This window comes from Planosporangium flavigriseum (assembly GCF_011947225.1).
Taxonomy (GTDB): Bacteria; Actinomycetota; Actinomycetes; order Mycobacteriales; family Micromonosporaceae; genus Planosporangium; species Planosporangium flavigriseum.
This window is the reverse complement of record NZ_JAATVW010000001.1, coordinates 415224-435732: the sequence shown is the minus strand read 5'-3', so window position 1 is coordinate 435732 and position 20509 is coordinate 415224. Positions and strand designations below refer to the sequence as shown.

At 71.4% G+C, this 20509-nt stretch carries 24 protein-coding genes; 14 read left to right on the top strand and 10 right to left on the bottom strand.

The window, feature by feature from the left end; all coding sequences use genetic code 11:
• Window positions 1–41 precede the first annotated feature (41 nt).
• The 3 genes from proC (at window position 42) to HC028_RS01860 (ending at window position 2549) form a co-directional block, all read left to right on the top strand.
• Window positions 42–848 (top strand): pyrroline-5-carboxylate reductase, encoded by an 807-nt coding sequence (gene proC, locus HC028_RS01870; protein ID WP_168071937.1) that lies wholly within the window; start codon window positions 42–44, stop codon window positions 846–848.
• Between the two features lie 199 nt (window positions 849–1047).
• Entirely contained in the window at window positions 1048–2136 is a 1089-nt protein-coding gene (locus tag HC028_RS01865) for an FHA domain-containing protein (RefSeq protein ID WP_168071936.1), read from the top strand.
• Window positions 2137–2177: 41 nt separating this feature from the next.
• Window positions 2178–2549: an NTP pyrophosphohydrolase gene (locus tag HC028_RS01860; RefSeq protein ID WP_168071935.1), complete on the top strand. Its 372-nt coding sequence runs from the start codon at window positions 2178–2180 to the stop codon at window positions 2547–2549.
• Window positions 2550–2607: 58 nt separating this feature from the next.
• Here HC028_RS01860 and HC028_RS01855 read toward each other — a convergent pair whose 3' ends face one another.
• Both HC028_RS01855 and HC028_RS01850 read right to left on the bottom strand, forming a co-directional pair.
• Complete coding sequence (locus tag HC028_RS01855) at window positions 2608–3444, bottom strand: patatin-like phospholipase family protein (RefSeq protein WP_168071934.1); 837 nt, start codon at window positions 3442–3444, stop codon at window positions 2608–2610.
• Window positions 3441–3893 carry a MaoC family dehydratase gene (locus HC028_RS01850; RefSeq protein WP_168071933.1) on the bottom strand — a complete coding sequence of 151 codons (453 nt, stop codon included), beginning with the start codon at window positions 3891–3893 and terminating at the stop codon, window positions 3441–3443. The genes HC028_RS01855 and HC028_RS01850 overlap by 4 nt, the downstream gene beginning before the upstream one ends.
• 26 nt (window positions 3894–3919) lie before the next feature.
• Here HC028_RS01850 and HC028_RS01845 point away from each other — a divergent pair, with 26 nt between their 5' ends.
• From HC028_RS01845 to HC028_RS01825, 5 genes are all read left to right on the top strand, one after another.
• Complete coding sequence (locus tag HC028_RS01845; RefSeq protein ID WP_239075330.1) at window positions 3920–4513, top strand: TetR/AcrR family transcriptional regulator; 594 nt, start codon at window positions 3920–3922, stop codon at window positions 4511–4513.
• Between the two features lie 38 nt (window positions 4514–4551).
• A complete protein-coding gene (gene fabG / locus HC028_RS01840; RefSeq protein WP_168071931.1) occupies window positions 4552–5301 on the top strand; it encodes a 3-oxoacyl-ACP reductase FabG in 750 nt (249 codons plus the stop codon).
• A gap of 90 nt (window positions 5302–5391) precedes the next feature.
• Window positions 5392–6366: a magnesium transporter CorA family protein gene (locus HC028_RS01835; protein ID WP_168071930.1), complete on the top strand. Its 975-nt coding sequence runs from the start codon at window positions 5392–5394 to the stop codon at window positions 6364–6366.
• Window positions 6367–6447: 81 nt separating this feature from the next.
• A complete protein-coding gene (locus tag HC028_RS01830; protein ID WP_168071929.1) occupies window positions 6448–7839 on the top strand; it encodes a class II 3-deoxy-7-phosphoheptulonate synthase in 1392 nt (463 codons plus the stop codon).
• A gap of 40 nt (window positions 7840–7879) precedes the next feature.
• A complete protein-coding gene (locus tag HC028_RS01825) occupies window positions 7880–8899 on the top strand; it encodes a threonine aldolase family protein (protein WP_168071928.1) in 1020 nt (339 codons plus the stop codon).
• A 44-nt stretch (window positions 8900–8943) separates the two neighbouring features.
• On the opposite strand, the gene HC028_RS01820 is transcribed toward HC028_RS01825, so the two are convergent.
• The 3 genes from HC028_RS01820 to HC028_RS01810 form a co-directional block, all read right to left on the bottom strand.
• Entirely contained in the window at window positions 8944–9831 is an 888-nt protein-coding gene (locus HC028_RS01820; protein ID WP_373313845.1) for a deoxyribonuclease IV, read from the bottom strand.
• Entirely contained in the window at window positions 9819–11858 is a 2040-nt protein-coding gene (pknB, locus tag HC028_RS01815; RefSeq protein ID WP_168071927.1) for a Stk1 family PASTA domain-containing Ser/Thr kinase, read from the bottom strand. The genes HC028_RS01820 and pknB overlap by 13 nt, the downstream gene beginning before the upstream one ends.
• A gap of 61 nt (window positions 11859–11919) precedes the next feature.
• Window positions 11920–12582: a hypothetical protein gene (locus HC028_RS01810; protein WP_168071926.1), complete on the bottom strand. Its 663-nt coding sequence runs from the start codon at window positions 12580–12582 to the stop codon at window positions 11920–11922.
• A 98-nt stretch (window positions 12583–12680) separates the two neighbouring features.
• Here HC028_RS01810 and HC028_RS01805 point away from each other — a divergent pair, with 98 nt between their 5' ends.
• The 3 genes from HC028_RS01805 to HC028_RS01795 are packed head-to-tail and all read left to right on the top strand — an operon-like array spanning window position 12681 to window position 13663.
• Complete coding sequence (locus HC028_RS01805; RefSeq protein WP_168071925.1) at window positions 12681–13028, top strand: Rv2175c family DNA-binding protein; 348 nt, start codon at window positions 12681–12683, stop codon at window positions 13026–13028.
• 12 nt (window positions 13029–13040) lie between these two features.
• On the top strand, window positions 13041–13364 hold the full coding sequence (locus tag HC028_RS01800; protein ID WP_168071924.1) for a lycopene cyclase domain-containing protein: 324 nt from the start codon (window positions 13041–13043) through the stop codon (window positions 13362–13364).
• Window positions 13361–13663, top strand: coding sequence for a lycopene cyclase domain-containing protein (locus tag HC028_RS01795; RefSeq protein ID WP_168071923.1), 303 nt, complete (start codon window positions 13361–13363; stop codon window positions 13661–13663). Before HC028_RS01800 ends, HC028_RS01795 begins: the two co-directional genes overlap by 4 nt.
• Here HC028_RS01795 and HC028_RS01790 read toward each other — a convergent pair.
• Window positions 13660–14715 (bottom strand): polyprenyl synthetase family protein, encoded by a 1056-nt coding sequence (locus HC028_RS01790; RefSeq protein WP_239075340.1) that lies wholly within the window; start codon window positions 14713–14715, stop codon window positions 13660–13662. The two genes, HC028_RS01795 and HC028_RS01790, sit on opposite strands and share 4 nt — an antisense overlap.
• A gap of 32 nt (window positions 14716–14747) precedes the next feature.
• A complete protein-coding gene (locus HC028_RS01785) occupies window positions 14748–15182 on the bottom strand; it encodes a helix-turn-helix domain-containing protein (protein WP_168071921.1) in 435 nt (144 codons plus the stop codon).
• Between the two features lie 184 nt (window positions 15183–15366).
• On the opposite strand from HC028_RS01785, the gene metF reads away from it, so the two are divergent.
• Window positions 15367–16293 (top strand): methylenetetrahydrofolate reductase [NAD(P)H], encoded by a 927-nt coding sequence (gene metF, locus HC028_RS01780; protein ID WP_168071920.1) that lies wholly within the window; start codon window positions 15367–15369, stop codon window positions 16291–16293.
• Window position 16294: 1 nt separating this feature from the next.
• On the opposite strand, the gene HC028_RS01775 is transcribed toward metF, so the two are convergent.
• The 3 genes from HC028_RS01775 to HC028_RS01765 form a co-directional block, all read right to left on the bottom strand.
• Window positions 16295–16849, bottom strand: a complete 555-nt coding sequence (locus tag HC028_RS01775) for a GNAT family N-acetyltransferase (RefSeq protein ID WP_168071919.1) — start codon at window positions 16847–16849, stop codon at window positions 16295–16297.
• A gap of 97 nt (window positions 16850–16946) precedes the next feature.
• Window positions 16947–17435 carry a YbaK/EbsC family protein gene (locus tag HC028_RS01770; RefSeq protein WP_168071918.1) on the bottom strand — a complete coding sequence of 163 codons (489 nt, stop codon included), beginning with the start codon at window positions 17433–17435 and terminating at the stop codon, window positions 16947–16949.
• 34 nt (window positions 17436–17469) lie between these two features.
• A complete protein-coding gene (locus tag HC028_RS01765) occupies window positions 17470–18435 on the bottom strand; it encodes an EamA family transporter (protein ID WP_203981168.1) in 966 nt (321 codons plus the stop codon).
• A gap of 566 nt (window positions 18436–19001) precedes the next feature.
• On the opposite strand from HC028_RS01765, the gene HC028_RS01760 reads away from it, so the two are divergent.
• Together HC028_RS01760 and HC028_RS01755 are read left to right on the top strand one after the other, a co-directional pair.
• Complete coding sequence (locus HC028_RS01760) at window positions 19002–19478, top strand: SAV_6107 family HEPN domain-containing protein (RefSeq protein ID WP_239075329.1); 477 nt, start codon at window positions 19002–19004, stop codon at window positions 19476–19478.
• A gap of 185 nt (window positions 19479–19663) precedes the next feature.
• Window positions 19664–20506 (top strand): hypothetical protein, encoded by an 843-nt coding sequence (locus HC028_RS01755; protein ID WP_373313844.1) that lies wholly within the window; start codon window positions 19664–19666, stop codon window positions 20504–20506.
• The last annotated feature ends 3 nt before the right edge of the window (window positions 20507–20509 follow it).

The following is a 20509-nucleotide window of genomic DNA, read 5'->3' as shown; positions in this document are numbered from 1 at the left end:
CGAGCGCGTCCCCGCGACCAAGCGCGGGGGAGAGGTTGGGCATGCACACGATCGCGGTGATCGGCACCGGCAAGATGGGCGAGGTGCTCCTGTCGGGGCTGCTGCGCGCCGGCTGGCCGGTCGACCGGCTGCTGGTCACGACGCGGCGCGCCGAGCGCGCGGCCGAGCTGCGCGAGCGGTACGGCGTCGAGGTGGTCGACAACGACACGGCCGTCGAACGGGCCGACGTCCTGGCCATCGCCGTCAAGCCGCAGGACGCCGAGGTGCTGATGTCCGAACTCGGACCGGGGATCCCCGCCGACAAGCTCGTCGTGAGCCTCTGCGCCGGCCTGCCCACCTCGTTCTTCGCGAAGTGGCTGCCCACGGGCACCCCGGTCGTGCGCGTCATGACCAACACCCCGGCCCTGGTCGACGAGGCGATGACCGCGATCTCGGCCGGTGCCCACGCCACGGCCGCGCACCTGGCCCTCGCCGAGGAGATGTTCCGGCCGCTGGGGAACACGATCCGGGTACCGGAGTCGCAGCAGGACGCGGTGACGGCACTGTCCGGCTCGGGCCCGGCGTACTTCTACTACCTCGTCGAGGCGATGACCGACGCCGGCATCCTGCTCGGCCTGCCCCGGCAGGTGGCACACGACCTGATCGTGCAGACCGCGATCGGCTCGGCGATCATGCTGCGCGACTCCGGCGAACACCCGGTCAAGCTGCGTGAGGCGGTGACCTCACCCGCGGGTACGACGATCAGCGCGATCCGGGAGCTGGAGAACCATCGGGTACGTGCGGCGCTGCTCGCGGCGCTCGAGGCCGCCCGGGACCGCGCGCGTGAGATCGCCGACCAGAACCTCTGAGCCGAATTCACTCACGTGTTCACGCCTTCCGCCAGCCGCTGCGCTCTGTTTACGGTTGTAGACGTTCAGTAGTGCCTCGCCTCTGGGGGTAAGACGGCCGGCGCTTCCCCTCTCGCCGGCCGGTCCGCCGCCGGCCGCATGTGCGGCTGGCGGCGGTTTCTGCACAGGTAGAGCGGTAATCGCCGGTAGATTTCTTCGCGTGCGATTCGAAGTGACGCGGGCGCTGGACGCTATCGAGCGCCGCCTGAGTACGGACCCCCTGCGCACCGGAGCCGTGATCGATCTTGGCGAGATCGTCCGGCTCGTCGACCTCGACGGCGGCCGGCCGGCGCAGCTGATACGAGTCGGCCTGGTCATCGATGCCTTGAGTCGGCAGATGGGCGACGATGGCCTGGCGCTGTACCCGGTGGCGTCGCGCGGCCTGCTCTCCGACACGGATCTCACCTCCAACGAGCGGATGGTCATCCGCCGCTGGTCCGACGACGGGCTCGCCGAGGTGGTGCCGGCCGAGGTCGCCGCCCTCGTCCGGGTCTGCGAGGTCGCCGCCTCGATCGGCCAGCCGGTGATCAGCCGGGAGCCGCTGCCCGGGTACGCCGGCATCCGGTTCGCCCCGGCGACCGCGCCCGGTGGCGCTGCGCTTGAAGGCGGTCGCGGTACGACCCCGAAGCGCCCCGCCGCCGTCGGTCGCCGCTGGCAGTGCCCGGTACCCGACTGCGCGAGCTTCGGCTCGACGGCGGGCCCGTTCTCCGGCGGCGCGGCCCGCGACGGCCGCCAGCCACCGCCCCGGCTCGTACGCGGGGTGGCGCACTGCCCGCGCCACGGCGAGCGCCTGGAGGACAAGGGGTCGCTGCCGTTCGCGGTGCCGATGGTCGCCCGCGTCGGCGGCGCGGTGCGGGAGCGGTTCGTGGTGACCGAGGGGCAGTCGACGGTCGTCGGCCGCGCGCCCGACAACGGCGTGGTGCTCGGCCCGTACCTCGACGGCGAGGCGGTGCGCCGGGTCAGCCGGAACCACGTACGCCTGGAACTGCGCGGCGACGAGCTGCGCGTGACCGACCTGAGTACCAATGGCACGGTCGTCCTGAGCCGCCCCGGGCCGCAGACGGCGCCGCGCCCGGTGGGGCTCGCCCTCGAGCAGCCGTACGTGCTCGGGGAGTGGGACCTCGTCGAGCTGTTCGAGGGCGTGGAGGTGTGCCGGGCCGACCGGCAGAGCGCCTCGGACGGGATGGCACAGCAGCAGTCGGTCATGGGTGACGCGCCGACCATGGCGATGCGGCTGCCCCGCTCCTGACCTGGGGTCTTCAACGGCACGCTGCGGGGTAGAAAAAGCCTGTGCTCATCGTTGTGGACGGCGCGAACGTGGTGGGATCCGTGCCGGACGGCTGGTGGCGGGACCGGGCCGGCGCCACCGAGCGGCTGCGTGATGCGCTCGCCGCGGCCGGCCCCGGCGCGCTGGAAGGCGCCGCCCTCGATGACGAGGTGGTGCTCGTCGTCGAGGGTGCGGCCCGTCGGGTGCCGGCCGTGCCGGGGGTCCGCGTGGTCGCCGCCGACCGGTCCGGTGACGACGCCATCGTGGACCTGCTCCGGCGGGAGGGCACCGGCGATGAAGTCGTCGTCACCGCCGACCGTGGCCTGCGGGACCGGGTGACCGAGCTGGGCGCGCGGGTCGTCGGCCCGAGCGCGCTGCGGATCAGCCGCCGCTAGGCCGCCCGCGTTGCGCATCAGCCGCCGCTATGCCGCCCGCGTTGCGCATCAGCCGCCGCTATGCCGCCCAGCTCGCGCTCAGTGCGCCGTCACGGGCCAGCGCCATGCCCTGTGCCAGCCCCGCCTCCAGGGCCGCCACCCGCCGGGACGGGTCCAGCACGTTCGGCCCGATCGCCGTCCGTGCCCCGGCGTCTGGCTTGATGAGCACGACCGAGGACCGTTCACGCAGTGCGGCCACCTCCTCGATCGGCGCGCCGAACGGGGAGGTCTCGGCCATCGGCGCGATCACGACGATCTCGCGATGGCCGGCGGCCAGGTCGGCGTTGGTACCAGACCGTAAGCCGCCGTCGATGTAGTGCCGGCCGTTGATCGCCACCGGCGGGTACACGCACGGCACCGCGCAGCTCGCCGCCACGGCGCGCACCAGCGGTACACCCGAATCCCGGTCCCAGGTCACGGCCGCACCGGTCTCGGCGTCGACGCCCGTGATGACGAGGCGCCGCTGCGGCCAGTCGGCCTGCGGCATTCGCGAGGCGAACCACTTGACCTGCCGCTCCGGGTCGCCGAGTGGCGCGCTCATGGCGATCGCGCCGACCCGCGCCCGCGCCTCCCGAGGTTCGAGCGCCGGGTCGCGCAGGATGCCGAAGGTCCGCATGGCCAGCTTGAAGTCGATCGTGGGGGGCTTCTGCTCCTCGTCCTCCCGCTGCATCGCCGCCGCGACGTCCAGGTCCAGGCCGATCGCCACCATCGTGCCGACGATCGAACCGGCCGACGTGCCCACCACCAGGTCGGTGCCGGTCAGGTCGATGCCGGCCCGGCGCAGCCCGTACAGCACGCCGACCTCCCAGGCGATGCCGGTGATCCCGCCACCGCCCAGGACGAGCGCAGTGCTCACGCGTAGAACCTCGCAACGGTTTCGGCTACGCAGCAGGGCTTGGGTGCGCCCTCCACTTCGACGGTGACGCGGGCGACCACCTGCACGCCACCTTCCACCGGGGTCACCTCGACCAGTTCGACGCCGCCGCGCACCCGGCTGCCCACCGGCAGCGGCGCGGGGAAGCGGACCTTGTTGAGCCCGTAGTTGACCGCCATGCGTACGCCGTCGACCCGGTAGACCTGGGCGTTGAGCATCGGTACGAGCGACAGGGTCAGGAACCCGTGGGCGATAGTGCTCTTGAACGGCCCCTTGGCCGCTCGCTCCGGATCGACGTGGATCCACTGGCGGTCACCGGTCGCGTCGGCGAAAAGATCAACCCTCTTCTGGTCGATCTCCTGCCAGTCGCTGTACCCGAGGTGTTGGCCTACTGCATCGGCAAGGGCAGCCAAAGATGGGAACTCTCTCATGCACTCGGAGTGTAAGTTCCTTGGCTGTGAACGTCGATGGCCGTACGGCGCGGGCGATTCGCACCCGCCGGGCGGTCGTGGACGCGTTCCTCGCGCTCCTCGCAGAGGGCGACCTGCGGCCGAGCGCGGAGCGCATCGCCGAGCGGGCCAGCGTCTCGCTGCGCGCGCTGTGGACGAACTTCGCCGATCTGGAGACGCTGTACGCGGCGGCGGGGCAGCGTCAGCTCGAGCGCCAGACCGAACTGGCCCGGCGGATAAATCCCCGGCTGTCGCTGGAGCAGCGGGTGGCCTCGCTGTGCCGGCAGCGCGCGCAGGTGCTGGAGTTCCTGGCCCCGGTGGCGCGGGCGGCGCAGCTGCGCGAGCCGTTCTCCGCCCAGTTGCGGGCCAACCGCGCCCGTCAGTACGAGATAGCCCGCGACGAGCTGGCCCGGCTCTTCGAAGCCGAGCTCGCCGAGGCCGGCAGCGGCGCCGCTGAGCTGCTGAACGCGCTCACCGCCGCGACCACCTGGCCGGCGTGGTCGGCGTTGCGCGACGATCTGGGCCTGGGGGTGACCGCGGCCCGGCAGGCGATGGTGCGCACGGTCTATTCACTACTTTCCCAACGAGTTACCGATCAGTAGAGTGCACTTCGAGTGCACGTTCTTCGAAGGGACGGACCATGGCCCGAGTCGCGATCGTTACTGGCGCAGCCCGTGGGATCGGCGCCGCAACCGCCGAGCGGTTGGCAGCCGACGGGTTCGACGTCGCCGTGCTGGACCTCGACGAGGCGGCGTGCAAGGACACCGTCGACCGGATCGCCGGGGCCGGCCGCCGTGCGCTCGCGGTCGGTGCGGACGTCTCCGACGCGGGCGCCGTGGACGCCGCCGTCAGCCGGATCGCCGAGGAGCTGGGCGCGCCGGGCGTGCTGGTCAACAACGCCGGCGTGCTGCGTGACAACCTGCTGTTCAAGATGAGCGACAGCGACTGGGACACGGTCATGAACGTGCACCTGCGTGGTGCGTTCCTGATGAGCCGGGCGGCTCAGAAGTACATGATCGAGCAGAAGTGGGGCCGCATCATCAACCTGTCCAGCAGCTCCGCGCTGGGCAACCGGGGCCAGGCCAACTACTCGGCGGCAAAGGCCGGCCTGCAGGGCTTCACCAAGACCCTGGCCATCGAGCTGGGGCAGTTCGGCGTCACGGTCAACGCGGTGGCCCCCGGCTTCATCGTCACCGACATGACCGCCGCGACCGCCGCGCGGGTCGGGATGGACTTCGAGGAGTTCCAGGCCGCCGCTACCCGGCGGATCCCGGTGCGCCGGGTGGGCCGCCCCGAGGACGTCGCGCACACGATCTCGTACCTCGCCAGCGATGGCGCCGGCTTCGTGTCCGGACAGGTGATCTACGTCGCCGGCGGACCGCTCAACTAGTCACGGACGCCACCGCGTAGTCACGGACGCCACCGCGCCCAGCTGGCCAGATCGACCGACGTGGCCAGCTGGGCGCCTACTCTAGGCGGCATGGCACGCACCCGGCTGTATCGCAACGGAGTCCTGGAGGCCGAGGATTTCCCGGTCGAGACGATCGCGGAACGCCTCTCCGACGACGAGGCCGTGGTGTGGCTGGATCTGTGCAAGCCGACCCAGGCCGATTTCGACCTGATCAGCGAGGAGCTGGGCCTGCACCACCTGGCGGTCGAGGACGCCATGAAGTTCGGCCAGCGCCCGAAGCTCGACCGGTACCGCGACCACCTGTTCATCTCCGCGTATGCGGTCCAGCTGGACGGCAGGCTCGGCCGGCTCACCACCTCTGAGATCGGGGTCTTCGCCACGCCCCGGGTCGTGGTCACCGTTCGGCGCGACGACCGGTTCGACCTGGAGGAGGTGGTCGCCCGCTGGGACGACAACGCCGACCTCGCCAAGTACGGGGTGGCGTTCCTGCTGCACGGGCTGCTGGACACCCTCGTCGACGGGCACATGGCGGCGGTCGAGGAGCTCGACCAGTCCCTGGAGAGCGTGGAGGGGATGCTCTTCGACGGTGGCCGGACGTCCGCGCACGCCGTGCAGCGGCGCTCCTTCCAGCTGCGCCGCAGCCTGGTCATGCTCCGGCGGGTCGCGCTGCCGATGCGTGAGGTCGTCAACGCGCTGATGCGCCCCACGCTGCACGTCGTCGGCGAACCGATGCTGCCGTACTACCAGGACGTGTACGACCACGTGCTGCGCGCGAGCGAGTGGACCGAGTCGCTCCGGGACCTCGTGACGACGATCTTGGAGACGAACCTCACGGTCCAGGGCAACCGGATGAACCTGATCATGAAGCAGCTGACGGGCTGGGCGGCGATCATCGCAGTTCCTACGGCGGTCACCGGCTTCTACGGCCAGAACGTGCCGTACCCCGGCTTCGGCAAGTGGTGGGGCTTCGTCGCCTCCATCACGGTCACCGTCGTGATGTCTGTTGCGCTTTACATCACATTCAAGCGCAAAGACTGGCTCTAAGACTGTTTTGTCCCTGTCCACCCACCGGGATCACAGCAGTCCTCCGGCGGGTTCGTTGTCGGCGAAAGTACCCTGGTCGTCATGCCGGAGGAGTGGCACCACTTCAGTTACCCCGGGCCGGAGATCGGCCGTCAAGCGCTGACCCAGGAAGAGATCGACGCGTTCGGTCTCGACCGATGGCGCGAGCTTCCGCGTGCCCAGACGCCGCCGTGGTCCGACCCGTCGGTGGTCGACGAGGTGGCGTCGGTGCTCAACACCGTCCCGCCGATCGTCGCGCCGTACGAGGTCGACCAGTTGCGCGAGCGCCTCGCCCTGGTCGCCGACGGCAAGGCGTTCCTGCTGCAGGGCGGTGACTGCGCGGAGACGTTCGCCGACAACACCGAGAATCACCTGCTGGCCAACGCGCGCACGCTGCTGCAGATGGCCGTCGTGCTCACGTACGGCGCGAGCCTGCCGGTGATCAAGGTCGGCCGCGTGGCCGGGCAGTACACCAAGCCCCGCTCGTCAGCCCTCGACGCTCTCGGACTGCCGGCCTACCGCGGCGACATGATCAACTCGCTGGACCCGGACCCGGAGGCGCGGGTGGCCGATCCCCAGCGCATGATCCGGGCGTACGCCAACGCGTCGAGCGCGATGAACATGCTCCGGGCGTACCTCGGCGGCGGCATGGCCGACCTGCACGCGGTCCACGACTGGAACAAGGGGTTCGTGCGCGACTCCGCGGCCGGGCAGCGCTACGAGGCGATCGGGCGCGAGATCGACCGGGCGATGGGCTTCATGAAGGCCTGCGGCGTCAACGACGACGAGGCGCTGCGCACCGTCACGCTGTACTGCTCGCACGAAGCCCTGGCGCTGGAGTACGAGCGGCCGCTCACCCGCATCGTGGGGTCGAAGGCGTACGGGCTGTCCGGGCACTTCCTGTGGATCGGTGAGCGCACCCGGCAGCTCGACGGCGCGCACATCGACTACATCTCCCGCATCGCCAACCCGATCGGCGTCAAGCTCGGGCCGACCACCACGCCCGACTACGCGATCGAGCTGTGCGAGAAGCTCAACCCGGAGAACATCCCGGGCCGGCTCACGCTGATCGCGCGGATGGGTAACGGAAAGGTCCGCGAAGCGCTCCCCGCGATCGTGGAGAAGGTCACCGCCGCCGGCGCCCGCGTGGTGTGGCAGTGCGACCCGATGCACGGCAACACGATCGAGTCGTCCAACGGGTACAAGACCCGCCACTTCGACCGGATCGTCGACGAGGTGCTCGGCTACTTCGAGGTGCACCGCCAGCTGGGCACCCACCCGGGCGGCCTGCACGTCGAGCTGACCGGCGAGGACGTCACCGAGTGCCTCGGTGGCGCCCAGGCGATCGAGGAGCTCAACCTGTCGGAGCGGTACGAGACCGCGTGCGACCCGCGCCTGAACACCCAGCAGTCGCTCGAGCTCGCGTTCCTCGTGGCGGAGATGCTGCGGGGCTGAGGGCTCGCCACGGCACGCCAAGCGCGAAGAGGGAACACCAGTGATTGACCTTCGCTCCGACACGGTCACCAAGCCGACCCCGGCCATGCTCGCCGCGATGGCCGCGGCCGAGGTCGGCGACGACGTGTACGGCGAGGACCCGACGATCAACGCGCTGCAGGCCGAGGTCGCGGCCCTGTTCGGGCACGAGGCGGCCCTGTTCGCCCCGACCGGTTCGATGGCCAACCAGATCGCGATCCAGCTCGTGGTCCCGCCGGCCGAGGAACTGCTCTGCGACGCCGATGCGCACGTCGTCACGTACGAGATCGGGGCCGCGGCGGCCATCGGCGGCGTGTCCAGCCGCACCTGGCCGGCCCGCGGCGCCGATATCGACCCCGACGAGGTCGCGGCGATGATCCGCCCCGACGGGTACTTCGCGGTGCCGACCCGCGCGATCGCGGTCGAGCAGACCCACAACCGGGGCGGCGGCGGGGTCATCCCGCTGGCCACCCTGGAGCGGCTGCGGTCGGTCGCCGACTCCGCCGGCGTCGCCCTGCACTGCGACGGCGCCCGGATCTGGCACGCCCACGTCGCCGACCAGGTGTCCCTCGCCACCTACGGGCGGCTGTTCGACACCCTGTCGGTCTGCCTGTCCAAGGGGCTCGGCGCGCCGGTCGGCTCGCTCGTCGTCGGCTCGGCGGAGAAGATCGAAAAGGCCCGCTGGATCCGCAAGCGCATGGGCGGCGGCATGCGGCAGGCCGGGGTTCTCGCGGCCGCCGGGCAGTACGCGCTGCGCCACCACATCACCCGGCTCGCCGACGACCACGCCCGGGCCCGGCGCCTCGCGTCGGCTCTGGCCCCGTTCGGTGTGGTCGATGCCGAGTCGGTGCGGACCAATATTGTGCCGCTGGACCTGACCAAGGCCCCGGTGGACGCGCTCACGGTCGCCGCCGCCGCCCGTGCGGCGGGCGTACTCGTGTCTGTGCTGGGCCCGCGCACCGTACGCCTGGTCACGCACCTGGACGTCGACGACGCCGGAATCGACCGGGCGATCGAGGTGCTCACCCGCGTCTTGTCATGATCAGCGAGAGTTTAGGGCGCTATAACGCCCCAGACTCTCGCTGATCACGGGCGAGGGGCCAGGGACCGCAGCAGCGCGATGTCGGCGGGGTGCCCCACGCCGTCGTCGTTGGGCGTCTCCACGACGACCGGTACGCCCGCAGCCGCCGGATGCGCCAGCAACTCGCCGAAGGCAGCCGCACCGATCGTGCCCTTGCCGATCGACTCGTGCCGGTCGCGGGTGGAGCCGAGGGCGTCCTTGGAATCGTTGGCGTGTACGAGCCACAGCCGGTCCGGGCCGACGGCGGACACCAGCGCGTCGAGCGTCGCGGTCATGCCGCCCGGCGTGGCCAGGTCGTGTCCGGCGGCCCAGGCGTGGCACGTGTCGAAGCAGGTGCCCAGCCAGGGGTGGCGGTCGACCGCGTCGAGGTACGGGCTGAGGTCCTCCACCCGCGCGGCGAGGGAGCGGCCGCCCCCGGCGCTCGGCTCGACCAGCAGCTTGGGCCAACCGGCCGCGGCGGCTTTGTCGAGCAGCGGCAGCAGCGTCTCGCGTACCTGGTCGGCCGCCTTGTCGGCGTGCTCGGCGTCCACCGCGCTGCCGGCGTGGAACACGACGCCGCGGGCGCCGATCGCCGCCGCCCGGGTCAGCGCGTGCTCCAGCGTGGCGACGGAGCGCTCAACCGTGGCCGGCGTGGGCGAGCCGAGGTTGACCAGCAGCGACGCGTGCACGTACGCCGCGACGCCCCGGTCGGCGCAGCCGGTGGCGAACGCCTCGTCCTGGCGCGGATCGCCGGCTGCGAGGGCCCAGCCGCGCGGGTTGGACACGTACACCTGCACGGCCTCGGCCTCACTGCGCTCCAGGTAGCGCAGACCCGCCTTGGCCAGCCCACCGGAAACCGTCGCATGGCCGCCGATCAACGACCGGGGAACCGCATCCTGATCTACCCGAAGCACCACAGCACAATCGTCGTACCCGGTGGCACCTGCTGACCCTCCGGGGGGTTCTGAATGCGAACCGTGCCACCACCGATGACCTGTGCCTGCAGGCCCAGTCCGGCGAGGACCTGCCGCGCCTCGACGGCGTTGCGGCCGACCAGGCCGGGCACGGCGACGAGCGGGGGCCCCTTGCTCACCGTGAGCGTGATCGTCGTGCCGGGCTCGACGCCCGTACCGTCGACGGGGTCCTGGGTCAGTACGGTGTTCGCCGGTTTCGGGCTGTCCTGCTGGCTGGTGACGACCTTGAGGCCCATCGAGGTCAGCGTCGCCTGCGCCTGGTCGAGCGGTTGCCCGATCACGCCGGGCACGGTGACCGGCGCCCGACCGCGGCTGACCCTGAGCACGATCTTCGCGCCGGGCTTGACGGACGTCTGCGCGGGCGGGTCGGTGCTCACGACCATTCCGGCCGGCACCACGTCGTCGTACACCTGCGTGACCTGCACGACGAGCTTGAGCTTGGTCAACTCGTTCTGCGCGAGGACGGCGTCCTTGCCCGCCTCGTCGGGCACCAGGTAGCGCTCGGGGCCCAGCGACAGCGACAACGTGATCGTGCTGCCCCCGACGACCCGCCGGCCCGCCCCCGGGTCCTGCGCCACCACGGTGTCCTTGGGGACCTTCTCGTCGTAGCGCCCCGAGTCGAAGCGCACGCTGAACCCGTTCCTCTGCGCGAAACTGATCGCGTCCGCTTTCGTCAGAGCTACCAGCTCCGGCGCGGTGGTGAAGCGGCCGATCCCGAACCACCAGCCGCCGACGGCGACGAGCAGGCCGAGTACGGCCAGCATGGCGGCGATCGTCAGCCGTCCCCGAGGGCTGCCGAGCACCCGCTTCTTGAGGTTGCTGAGGCCACCCGCGGCCGGCTCGTCGTCCTCGATCTGGACCCGGCGTGGGCGGGGCGGCTGGGGACGGGCCTGGGGCAGCCGCGCCCACTCCGGCCGGTCCTGCGCCAGCGTCGGGTCCACGTGCAGCGGGGCGGTGGCCGTCGGAGGCGGCCCCAGATGGACCGTCGCGTCCATCGACACCGTCGCGTCGGCGTTCCGGCCGGTGTCGTACCGCGGGACCATCACCGTCGGTGCGGCCTCGGGCCGCGTCCGGGCGGGCTCGGCGGCGGCGCTGACGGCGTCGCGCGCCTCCTGAACCTCCGCCAACAGCGCGCCGGCGTCGGTGGGGCGGGCGTCCGGATCCCGGCGGGTCGCGTGCGTGACGAGGTCGTCGAGGACCGACGGCAGGGCGGGCACGTACCGCGACGGGGGCGGGACGTCCCGGTCGACGTGCTGCCAGGCGACCTCGACCGGCCGCTCCGCCTCGTAGGGCACCCGGCCCGTGAGCATCTCGAAGAGGACCAGGCCGGCCGAGTACACGTCGGCCCGCGGGTCGGCGCGCCCCTCGGTGACCAACTCCGGCGCGACGTAGGCGACGGTCGCGAGGAGCTGACCGGCGCTGCTCGGCGCGTCGGTGCTGGCCTCCTCGACGGCCCGGGCCAGCCCGAAGTCGGTGACCTTGACGACGCTGTCGAGCAGGCTCTGGTTGGGTGCCTCCGCGACCAGGACGTTCTCCGGCTTGACGTCGCGGTGCACGAGTCCGGCGCGGTGCGCGGCGGCGATCGCGGAGAGCATCTGCTCCATGATCGCTAGCGCGTCGGCCGGCTGGAGCCGCCGCTTGTCGGCGAGGATCTCCCGCAGTGTCCGGCCTCGCACGTACTCCAGCACCAGGTAGGGCAGGCCCTCGTGGGTGCCCTGGTCGTAGACGGCGACCACGTTCGGGTGGGTCAGCCGTGCGATCACTTTCGCCTCGTCGGTGAACCGCTCGACGAAGCTGGGCTTGTTGGCCTGCGTCGGATGAATGATCTTCAGCGCGATGGTGCGCTCCAGGCGCTCGTCCATCGCGGTGTAGACGGTCGCCATTCCGCCACGTGCGACCCGCGCGCGAACGCGGTAGCGTCCGTCAATGAGCGCCCCGATGAGGGAGTCGGCGACTGTCGTGTCCATCGGCAGCGAGTGTACGGCGGATGTAGGCCGTATGTTTGGTGAGACGTGCCGGGGTTGCTAATCAGGGCGTCGTGGTGGCTGACGGCGTGACGGCCGGTAGCGGGGTGTGGCTGACCGTACTTGCTGGCATCGGTTCCGGCGCCGGGCTGTGCGACGGCGGCGTGGTGGTCGCCGAGGCGGACGGGCTGGGCTTCGCTGTGACGGACGGGCGGGTCGCCGGGGTTGGCGACACGCGTACCGACGCGGACGGCGACGGCCGAGGCGGCGCCGTGGTCGGGAGCTGGCGCTGTGTGGCGGACGTCACGGACTGTGGCGCGCTGGCCGGTGCCGTCTGCGGGGCCGACGGCGTCGCGGGCGCGTCCACGAGCGTGATTCCCAGACTGCCCGTGACGGCGAAGAAAGCCCCCATGGCCGAGGCGGTGATCGCGCCCGTCACGCTCAGCGTGGCCACCAACCGGCGCGGGTCGCGCAGCGGCGTCCAGATGCTCTGCCGTTCCGCATCGCGCGACTGTTCTGCATCGCGCGACTGTTCCGCATCGCGCGACTGTTCCGCATCGCGCGCCCGGAGAACGGGCAGGGCGACGGTCGGCTCGAAGTCGACCTTGGACTCGAAGTCGGCCTTGGACTCGACGCCGGCCTTGGCCTTCGAATGGTGGTCGAGGTCGTAGCGGAGCGAACGCCACACACCGGTGACCTCCCGGCGCACTATGTCCCAGGGCTTCACGACGCTGTCCCTTTCAGTACCGTCTCTGGTTCTTCGTACTGTTGCGGTTGACGGGAATCTATTGGATCTCTACATGCGGGACATGGCAGGGTGAAAGGGTGACCGATCAGAGTGGGGAGCCGCAGCGCTGGCTGGTGCTTCCGGACATCGCCGAGTTGCTGGGAATTCCGATCACCAAGGTGCACCAGTTGCTGCGGGACGGCGAACTTATCGCGGTGCGGCGTAACGGTGTGCTGCGCGTGCCTGCGGAACTCGTAGCCGGCGACACCGTGCGCAAGCACCTCCCGGGAGTACTGACGTTGCTGCGTGACGCCGGGTACAACGACGAAGAGGCCATCCGGTGGCTGTATACGGAGGACGAAACGATTCCGGGGACCCCGGCGACGGCATTGTCGGGTGACAGGGCCAGAGAAGTCAAGCGCCGCGCGCAGGCGCTGGGTTTCTGACCGGTCGAATCGGTGCGCCACCTCATCTATCTCGGCGTCCTGCTCGGCTGCTTCGCGGCGGCGATCTGGCTGGAGCCGGTCCTGCGGGTGGGCGTGCTGCGTCGTTGGCGCCGCCTGTTGTTGACGTTGCTGCCCGTCGTCGTCGTGTTCACGGCGTGGGACCTGGCCGCGATCGCCGCCGGGCACTGGACCTTCGACTCGGACCAGACCACCGGGGTACTGCTGCCGGGCGGTCTGCCGCTGGAAGAGTTCCTGTTCTTCCTGGTCGTACCGGTCTGCGCGGTGCTCGGCTTCGAAGCGGTCCGCACGGTACTGGCCCGGTGGCGCCGGTCATGACCTACACCGCCGCCGCGGCGTTCGGGGTGCTCGCCGCGCTCGTCCTCGATGTCGCGGTGCTGCGTACCCGGCTCGTGGCCCGCGGGACGTTCTGGGCCACGTACCCGATCATCTTCGGGTTTCAACTGCTGTCCAACGGCCTGCTGACCGGGCTCGGAGTGGTGCGCTACGACCCGGAGACGATCCTGGGCCTGCGGATCGCGTACGCGCCGGTCGAGGACCTCGCGTTCGGATTCGCCCTCGTGCTCTCGACCCTGTCGGTGTGGGTGTGGCTGGGGCACCGGGAGGCGCATCCCTAGGTCAAGCGACGGGTGGCGGCCGAGGCCAACTGCGTCAGCACCTCGACACCCTCGGGGTCGAGACGCACGGTGCCCAGCGCCGCCAGGGCGGACCGGGTCAGCTCGGCGATGCGCTCCTCGGTGCGGGCCAACGCCCCGGTCGTGGTGATGATCTCACGAAGCCGCTGGATGCCCGCCTCGTCGAGGTTCGGATCGCCCAGCCCTTCGCGCAACTGCCGAGCCTGCTCCCCGTCGGCCGCCTCGAACGCCGCCGCCACCAGGTAGGTGCGCTTGCCCTCCCGCAGGTCGTCGCCGGCCGGCTTGCCGGTCACCGCCGGATCGCCGAACACCCCGAGGACGTCGTCGCGCAGTTGGAACGCCTCGCCGAGCGGCAGGCCGAACGCCTCGTACGCCCGGAAGATCTCTGGCGGCGCGTCCGCGAAGGCGGCGCCGAGCAGGAGCGGCCGCTCCACCGTGTATTTGGCCGACTTGAAGCGCGCCACCAGGCTGGCCCGCTGTAGCGACGTGTCGCCGGTGGCCTGGGTGTGGATGTCGAGGTACTGCCCGACGGTGACCTCGGTGCGCATGTCGTCGAAGACGCCGCGCGCCCGGGCCAGGGTCACCGGGTCCAGGCCGCTGCTGTGCAGCATGTCGTCCGACCACACCAGGCACAGGTCGCCGAGCAGGATCGCCGAGGCCGTGCCGAAGTCGTCCGGGTCGCCGAGCCACTTCGAGCCCCGGTGCAGCGACGCGAAGCGCCGGTGCATGGCCGGCTCGCCCCGGCGGGTGTCGGAGCCGTCCATCACATCGTCGTGGATGAGGGCGCTGGCCTGGACGAACTCGAGCGCGGCCGCGCCCGCCACGACCTCGTCGCGGTCGGCCCCGCCGGCGGCCCGGTAACCCCAGTAGGCGAACGCCGGGCGAAGCCGCTTGCCCCCGCCGAGCACGAACTGCTCGATCGCGTCGGCGACCGGCAGCAGCGCCTCGTCGATGCTCTTGAGGTGGTCACGCCTGCGGGCCAGGAACGTGCCGAGGGCCGCATCCACCCGCGTACGCAGGTCCGCCCGGTCCAACACAGCCGCCGTCACGACACCCGAACCTAGTCTCATCCGGCCCGGGCCCCGGCGGCACCCCCCGGCGACCCGCCGCTCGTGGTCGGCTGTGACCTGCGCGACCGTCCAGCTATGTGCAGTACGCCGAGCACCGGCGGCACGCAGCAGCTTCCCGACCGGAACATCCGTAATGTCCAGCCACGCCCGGCACCGTCACCGCGCCGGGCCCGGGCGACGGCGGTGGCGCGTTCCAGCTCGTCGAGCGGCACGTCGAGCACCACCGCCAGCCACCGCAGCCAGCGCTGGCTCGGGATGCGCTCCTCCCGTTCCCAGCGGGAGACTTCGTGGCGGGTCAGGGTCGGCACGCCCGACGCCGCGCACAACAACTCCGCCACGCGTAACTGCGACCGGCCCGACGCCAGCCGCACCCGTACGAGTAACGCTCCGATGGACTCCGGGTCGGAGTCCAGTCGTCGCGACGGCGTCATCACGCAACCTCCGTCTGGTTGACGCCTACGGTGTCGCGACCCCCGAATCTGTGCGGACCCCCGCGAGGACAGTGGTACCGCAGGGGTCTGACGGTTCGTCAGCGCCGGTACGCGGCGGAGATCACGCTCCACCTACCGGGACAACCAGGGCGGATACCGGCCCATCTTGGGTAACGTCCCAGCCATGGCTCTCGGACTCCCATCAGTGATGCCCGGTGAGAGGCCCTCGATCGGCGATCTGGTGCGTTCTTCGGGGCCGACGTTCTCGTTCGAGTTCTTCCCGCCCAAGACTCCCGACGGCGAGCGGCTGCTCTGGCAGGCGATCCGCGAACTGGAGTCGCTGAAGCCGTCGTTCGTGTCCATCACGTACGGTGCGGGCGGCTCGACCCGTGACACCACCATCGCGGTGACCGAACGCATCGCGACGGAGACGACGCTGCTGCCGCTGGCGCACCTCACCGCGGTCAACCACTCGGTCGCCGAACTGCGCCGTGTCATCGGCAACTACGCCGAGGCGGGCATCCACAACATGCTCGTGCTGCGCGGCGACCCGCCGGGCGACCCGCAGGGGGAGTGGGTGGCGCACCCCGAGGGCCTGCAGTACGCCGATGAGCTGGTTCGACTCGTACGCTCCAGCGGCGACTTCTGTGTGGGGGTGGCCGCGTTCCCGGAGAAGCACCCGCGCTCGCCCGACCTGGAGACGGACATCGACTACTTCGTGCGCAAGTGCCGGGCCGGCGCCGACTTTGCCATCACGCAGTTCTTCTTCCGCTGGGAGGACTGGGCCCGACTGCGTGACGGGGTCGCCGCCCGGGGCTGTGACGTGCCGATCATCGCCGGTGTCATGCCGGTGACCAACGTCAAGAGCATCGAGACGATGGCGAAGCTGTCGGGCGCGGCCTTCCCGGCCGACCTCGCCGAGCGGCTCCGCGCGGTCGCCGACGACCCGGCGGCGGTACGGGAGATCGGCGTCGAGGTCGCCTCCGAACTGTCCGCCCGGCTGCTCGCCGAGGGCGCGCCGGGCATCCACTTCATCACCCTGAACCGGTCCACGGCGACCCGGGAGATCTGGCACCACCTGGGAATGGGCGCCACCCCGGCGAACCGCTAGCTCAAGCGGCGATGTGCGCGGGTAGCGGCAGGGACCGGCCCAGGATCCCGAACGCGCGGTCGTCGCCCGGGAAGTAGAAGTCACGCAGGACGTCGACGAAGCCGAAACGGCGGTACAGCCGCCAGGCGCGAGAGACGTCCTCGTCGGCTTCCGGGGTCGACAGCAGGACGGTGCGGTGTCCGACGCCGGACAGCAGTGCCCGCAGTTGCCGCTGGCCGATGCCGTGCCCCTGCGCGGCCGGCCGTACGTGCAGTTCCACCAGTTCGAAGCAGTCCGACATCCACGCCTTGCCGTCGTCCCGGCGAAGCGCGGCCCTGATCTGGTCGTGCCACCACTGCCCCGGGGTCGAGGTGTAGCCGTACCCGAAGCCGAGCAGCGAGCCGTCGTCACCGAGCGTGGCGACCCCGCGGAAGCCGGGCCGGCCGGCGTGCGCCGCCACGTACCCGCGCCTGGTCTGCAGCAGCTCGGCGTTGTAGCCCATGGCCGATCCGTAGACCTCGATCACGTCGTCGAGCCGGTGGACCAGGTCTTCGGGCTGCCACCGCACCAGCCTCATCACCGGTCGTCCCTCCCGTTCCAGCCGCGCACGTCGTGGTCACCGTCGACATGTAGGACCGTACGCGAACCCGGTGAGACCGGTGGTGGGGAGGTTCTCACGCCACCTCGGCCGGGGCGCCTGACGTGATGCGGACGAGTTCGGCGTACGTGATCGGGAAGACGGCCTGCGGGATGCCGCCGGCGGCCCAGATCTGGTCGTACCCTGCCAGCGCGGTGTCCACGAGGGTGCGTACCGGCTTGGGGTGGCCCAGCGGGGCGACCCCGCCGATGACCTGTCCGGTGTGTCGGCGCACGAAGTCGGGGGTGGCCCGGCGTACCCTCATCGCCCCGACAAGGGTGGCGACCTTCGCGGTGTCCACCCGGTGCGCGCCCGACGTCAGGACGAGCAGCGCCTCACCGTCGGCGTCGAAGATCAGCGAGTTAGCTATCTGGCCGACCTCCACACCGAGCGCCGCCGCGGCCGCCACCGCGGTGTGGACCGCGTCGGGCAGCACCCGGACCGTGCTCGGTCGGCCCTCGGCGTCGCGTGCGCTGGCCTGGTCGAGCGCGTCCTGCACCGCCTGTGCGTTGGGGTGAAGCTGCATGGGTCCATCTTGGCTGATCAGTCGGCAAACTTCTTCAGGTAGGTGGCAGTTCGGGGACGGCCTCCGGCACGGCCGTCCGGGCGGTCTCGGCGAGCACGACGCCGGTGAGGATCAATGCGGCGCCTCCCAACTGGACCGGGGTGAGCGCCTCGCCCAGGGCGAGCCAGGCGACCGCGCTGGCGAACACCGGCTCGACCATCCCGATGATGCCGGTGCTGGTGGGCGGCAGGTGCTGCAGCGCCACCGTGAGCAGCAGGTACGGCGTGATCGAGCCGAGAATCACCACGTAGCAGCACAGCAGCCAGACCGGCAGGCCGCCGCTTTCGGCGCTCAGCAGGTGGGTGGGGAAGTGCCACCACGGCCGGACGGCGGCGCCCGCGAGCGCTGCCGTCCCGTATGCCAGACAGGTCAGCGACACCGGATCACGGCGGGCCGCGCCGCGGGTGCCGACTACGTAGTAGACGGCGAGCAGGGCTGCCGCGCCGAGGCCCGCGACGATGCCGACGGGGTCCAGGCGTAGATCGCCCCAGATCTCCGCGACCCCGGCCAGCCCCGCGAGGCTCAGACTCAGACCGATCCACAACCGTGCGCGTACGGGCTGGCGCTGGCCGAACCTGGCCCACAGCGCGACGAGCAGCGGCGCCGTGTACTCGAACAGCAGCGCGATGCCCACCGGCAGCCGGCTGATCGAGATGAAGTACAGCAGGGGTACGAGCAGGAAGCCCGACAGTCCGTACCCGAGCAGCAGTGGCAGTTCGCGGCGGGTGAAGCGCAGGCGGCGGGGGTTGAGTGCGAGGGTGAGCACCAGCAGGCCAATGAACGCGCAGGTGGACCGCAGCGTGGTGAGCTGGAGCGGATCCATTCCGGCACGGAGGACGAGCTTGGAGACGGTGCCGTTGACCGCGAACATTGCGCCGGAGACGACGACCAGGACGGCGCCGAGGGCGGGACGGGCCGCGCCTCGAGTGCCGGAGGCACTCAGCGCGCGTTGGGCCGTCACGCTTCCTCGGTGGTGAGCGCGTGGACCGGGTGGAGCAGGACCAACCCCGCCGTCATTCGTGCCTCCGGTCTGCGTTCGGATCTTCGCGTACCAGAGGTTAAATCCCGCTGGATCTCACCGCGGCGCGTACCGGTCCACGGCGCGCCGGGAGTCGACCAGGCCCCTGGCCACTCGCCATTGCCCGATCGGTGCGGTTCGAACTTCTGTTCGAAAATTTTCCGCGGCTCTTGAGTTTTCGTCGGGGGTCCGGTGTAGTCTTGCGTCAAGTTCGAACACTAGTTCGATCGCCGGAAGGGGCGATTCGCGGCGTCTCTTCCGACAGCGGTTCGCGACCGCTCGAGGTCCGGTCATCGCGGGCCGGCCTCACAGCGGGACCGCCAGCCGGCGCCCCCGACCCCCGGGCGGCGGCTGGCGGTCCGCTGGCCGGGCGTGGTGTGGGGAAGCTCCACGCCCGGCCGGCACGCTGCTGCGTCTTCCTCCGCAGCAGTCTTCGACAAGCACGCGCCCCTGAGGGAGACCTGATGCCGACGAGCCGAGCGACGAGCACGACGCGCCAAGCTAAGAGAGTGCCCGGCCCCAGGTCCGCTACCGACCAGGATGGGCGTCAGGAACTGCCCGTTCCGGCGCATGCGCTGCCTCACCGCAGCCCTCGGGAGCTGCTCTCGCTGGCCCGGCAAGGGCTGGAAGAGGCGGCCGAGACCCGCAAGGACGGGCTGCGTTACGCCACCGCCCACCTCGCCGCATTGCGCGCCGCCGCCGCCGTGCTCGCCGCCCGTGCCCGCCCCGCACCGGGCCGGCGCAGCCGCCTCACCAGCGTCTGGGAGCTACTGGTCCTGGTCGCGCCGGAGCTGAGCGAGTGGTCCTCCTTCTTCGCCGCCGGAGCCTCGAAGCGGGCCGCCGCCGAGGCCGGCATTCCCCGGGTCGTCACCGCTCGGGAGGCCGACGACCTGATCCGATCCGCGGAGCAGTTCATCGCGGTCGTGGAAGTAGCGCTCGGCCTGTCCTACCAGTCGCTGTTGGACGGCCGCCGCCTGGCCAGCTGACAACACACGCGCAGCGACACCTGCGCTGACGACGCGCGCGCTGACAAACGCACGCGCGCCTCATGTCACCCGGGCTGGGGGCTCGGGAGGGATCATCAACGGGGGGAGCAGCCGCGGTGGCTGGCCTATCCACAGCTACTTCGCCAGCATCGGCTTCGCTGGCGGTAACTCCGGCGCCGGAAGTGCTGAGACCGGCGACGCGAACATCGGGCGACCGGTCCGGCAAGGGGCTGGCCATCGTACGGGCGGCCGCTCTCACCGGCACGATCCGGCGGGCCAGCGACCACGCGGCCGAGGCGTTCGGCAGTGAGCGGCTCCTGCCGGTTCTGCCCGAGTTACGAGCGCTGCTGCCCGGTCGGGGGCTGCGCCGCGGCGCCACGGTCGCGATCGCCACCGTCGGCACCGCTCCCGAGGTCTCCGTCGAGGGCCTGGCCCGCCCGACCCACCAGGCCCACCAGACCCAGCAAGCCCGGTCCACCGGCGCGACCTCTCTTCTTCTCGCGCTGCTGGCCGCCGCGTCCGGGGCCGGCTCCTGGTGCGCTGTCGTCGGGGTGCCGACGCTCGGCGCCGTCGCCGCCGCCGAGGCGGGGATCGCCCTCGACCGGCTGGCCCTCGTCCCTTACCCGGGGCCCGACTGGGCCACGATCGTCGCGGCGCTGCTCGACGGCGTCGACATCGTGGTGGCCGCGCCGCCCGGTCCGATCGCCCCGTCGACGGCAAGCCGGCTGGCCGCCCGGGCGCGGCAGCGCGGCAGTGTCCTCGTGTCGTACGGGCGGTGGGACGGCGCCGACATCACCCTCGACGCGGTACGCGGGGTGTGGCACGGCCTCGGCCAGGGCCGCGGTCGGCTGCGCTGCCGGCAGCTCACCATCATGTCTCGCGGGCGCGGGGCCGCCGCCGCGCCCAAGCGGACCGAGGTGTGGTGGCCCAAGGCGTCCGGGCCGCTGGCCGCCCACCTGGAGCGGTCGTTGGCGCCTGCGCCGTCCACGATGGGCGCCGAGGGTGCCGCTCTCCGGGCGACTGGATAACCG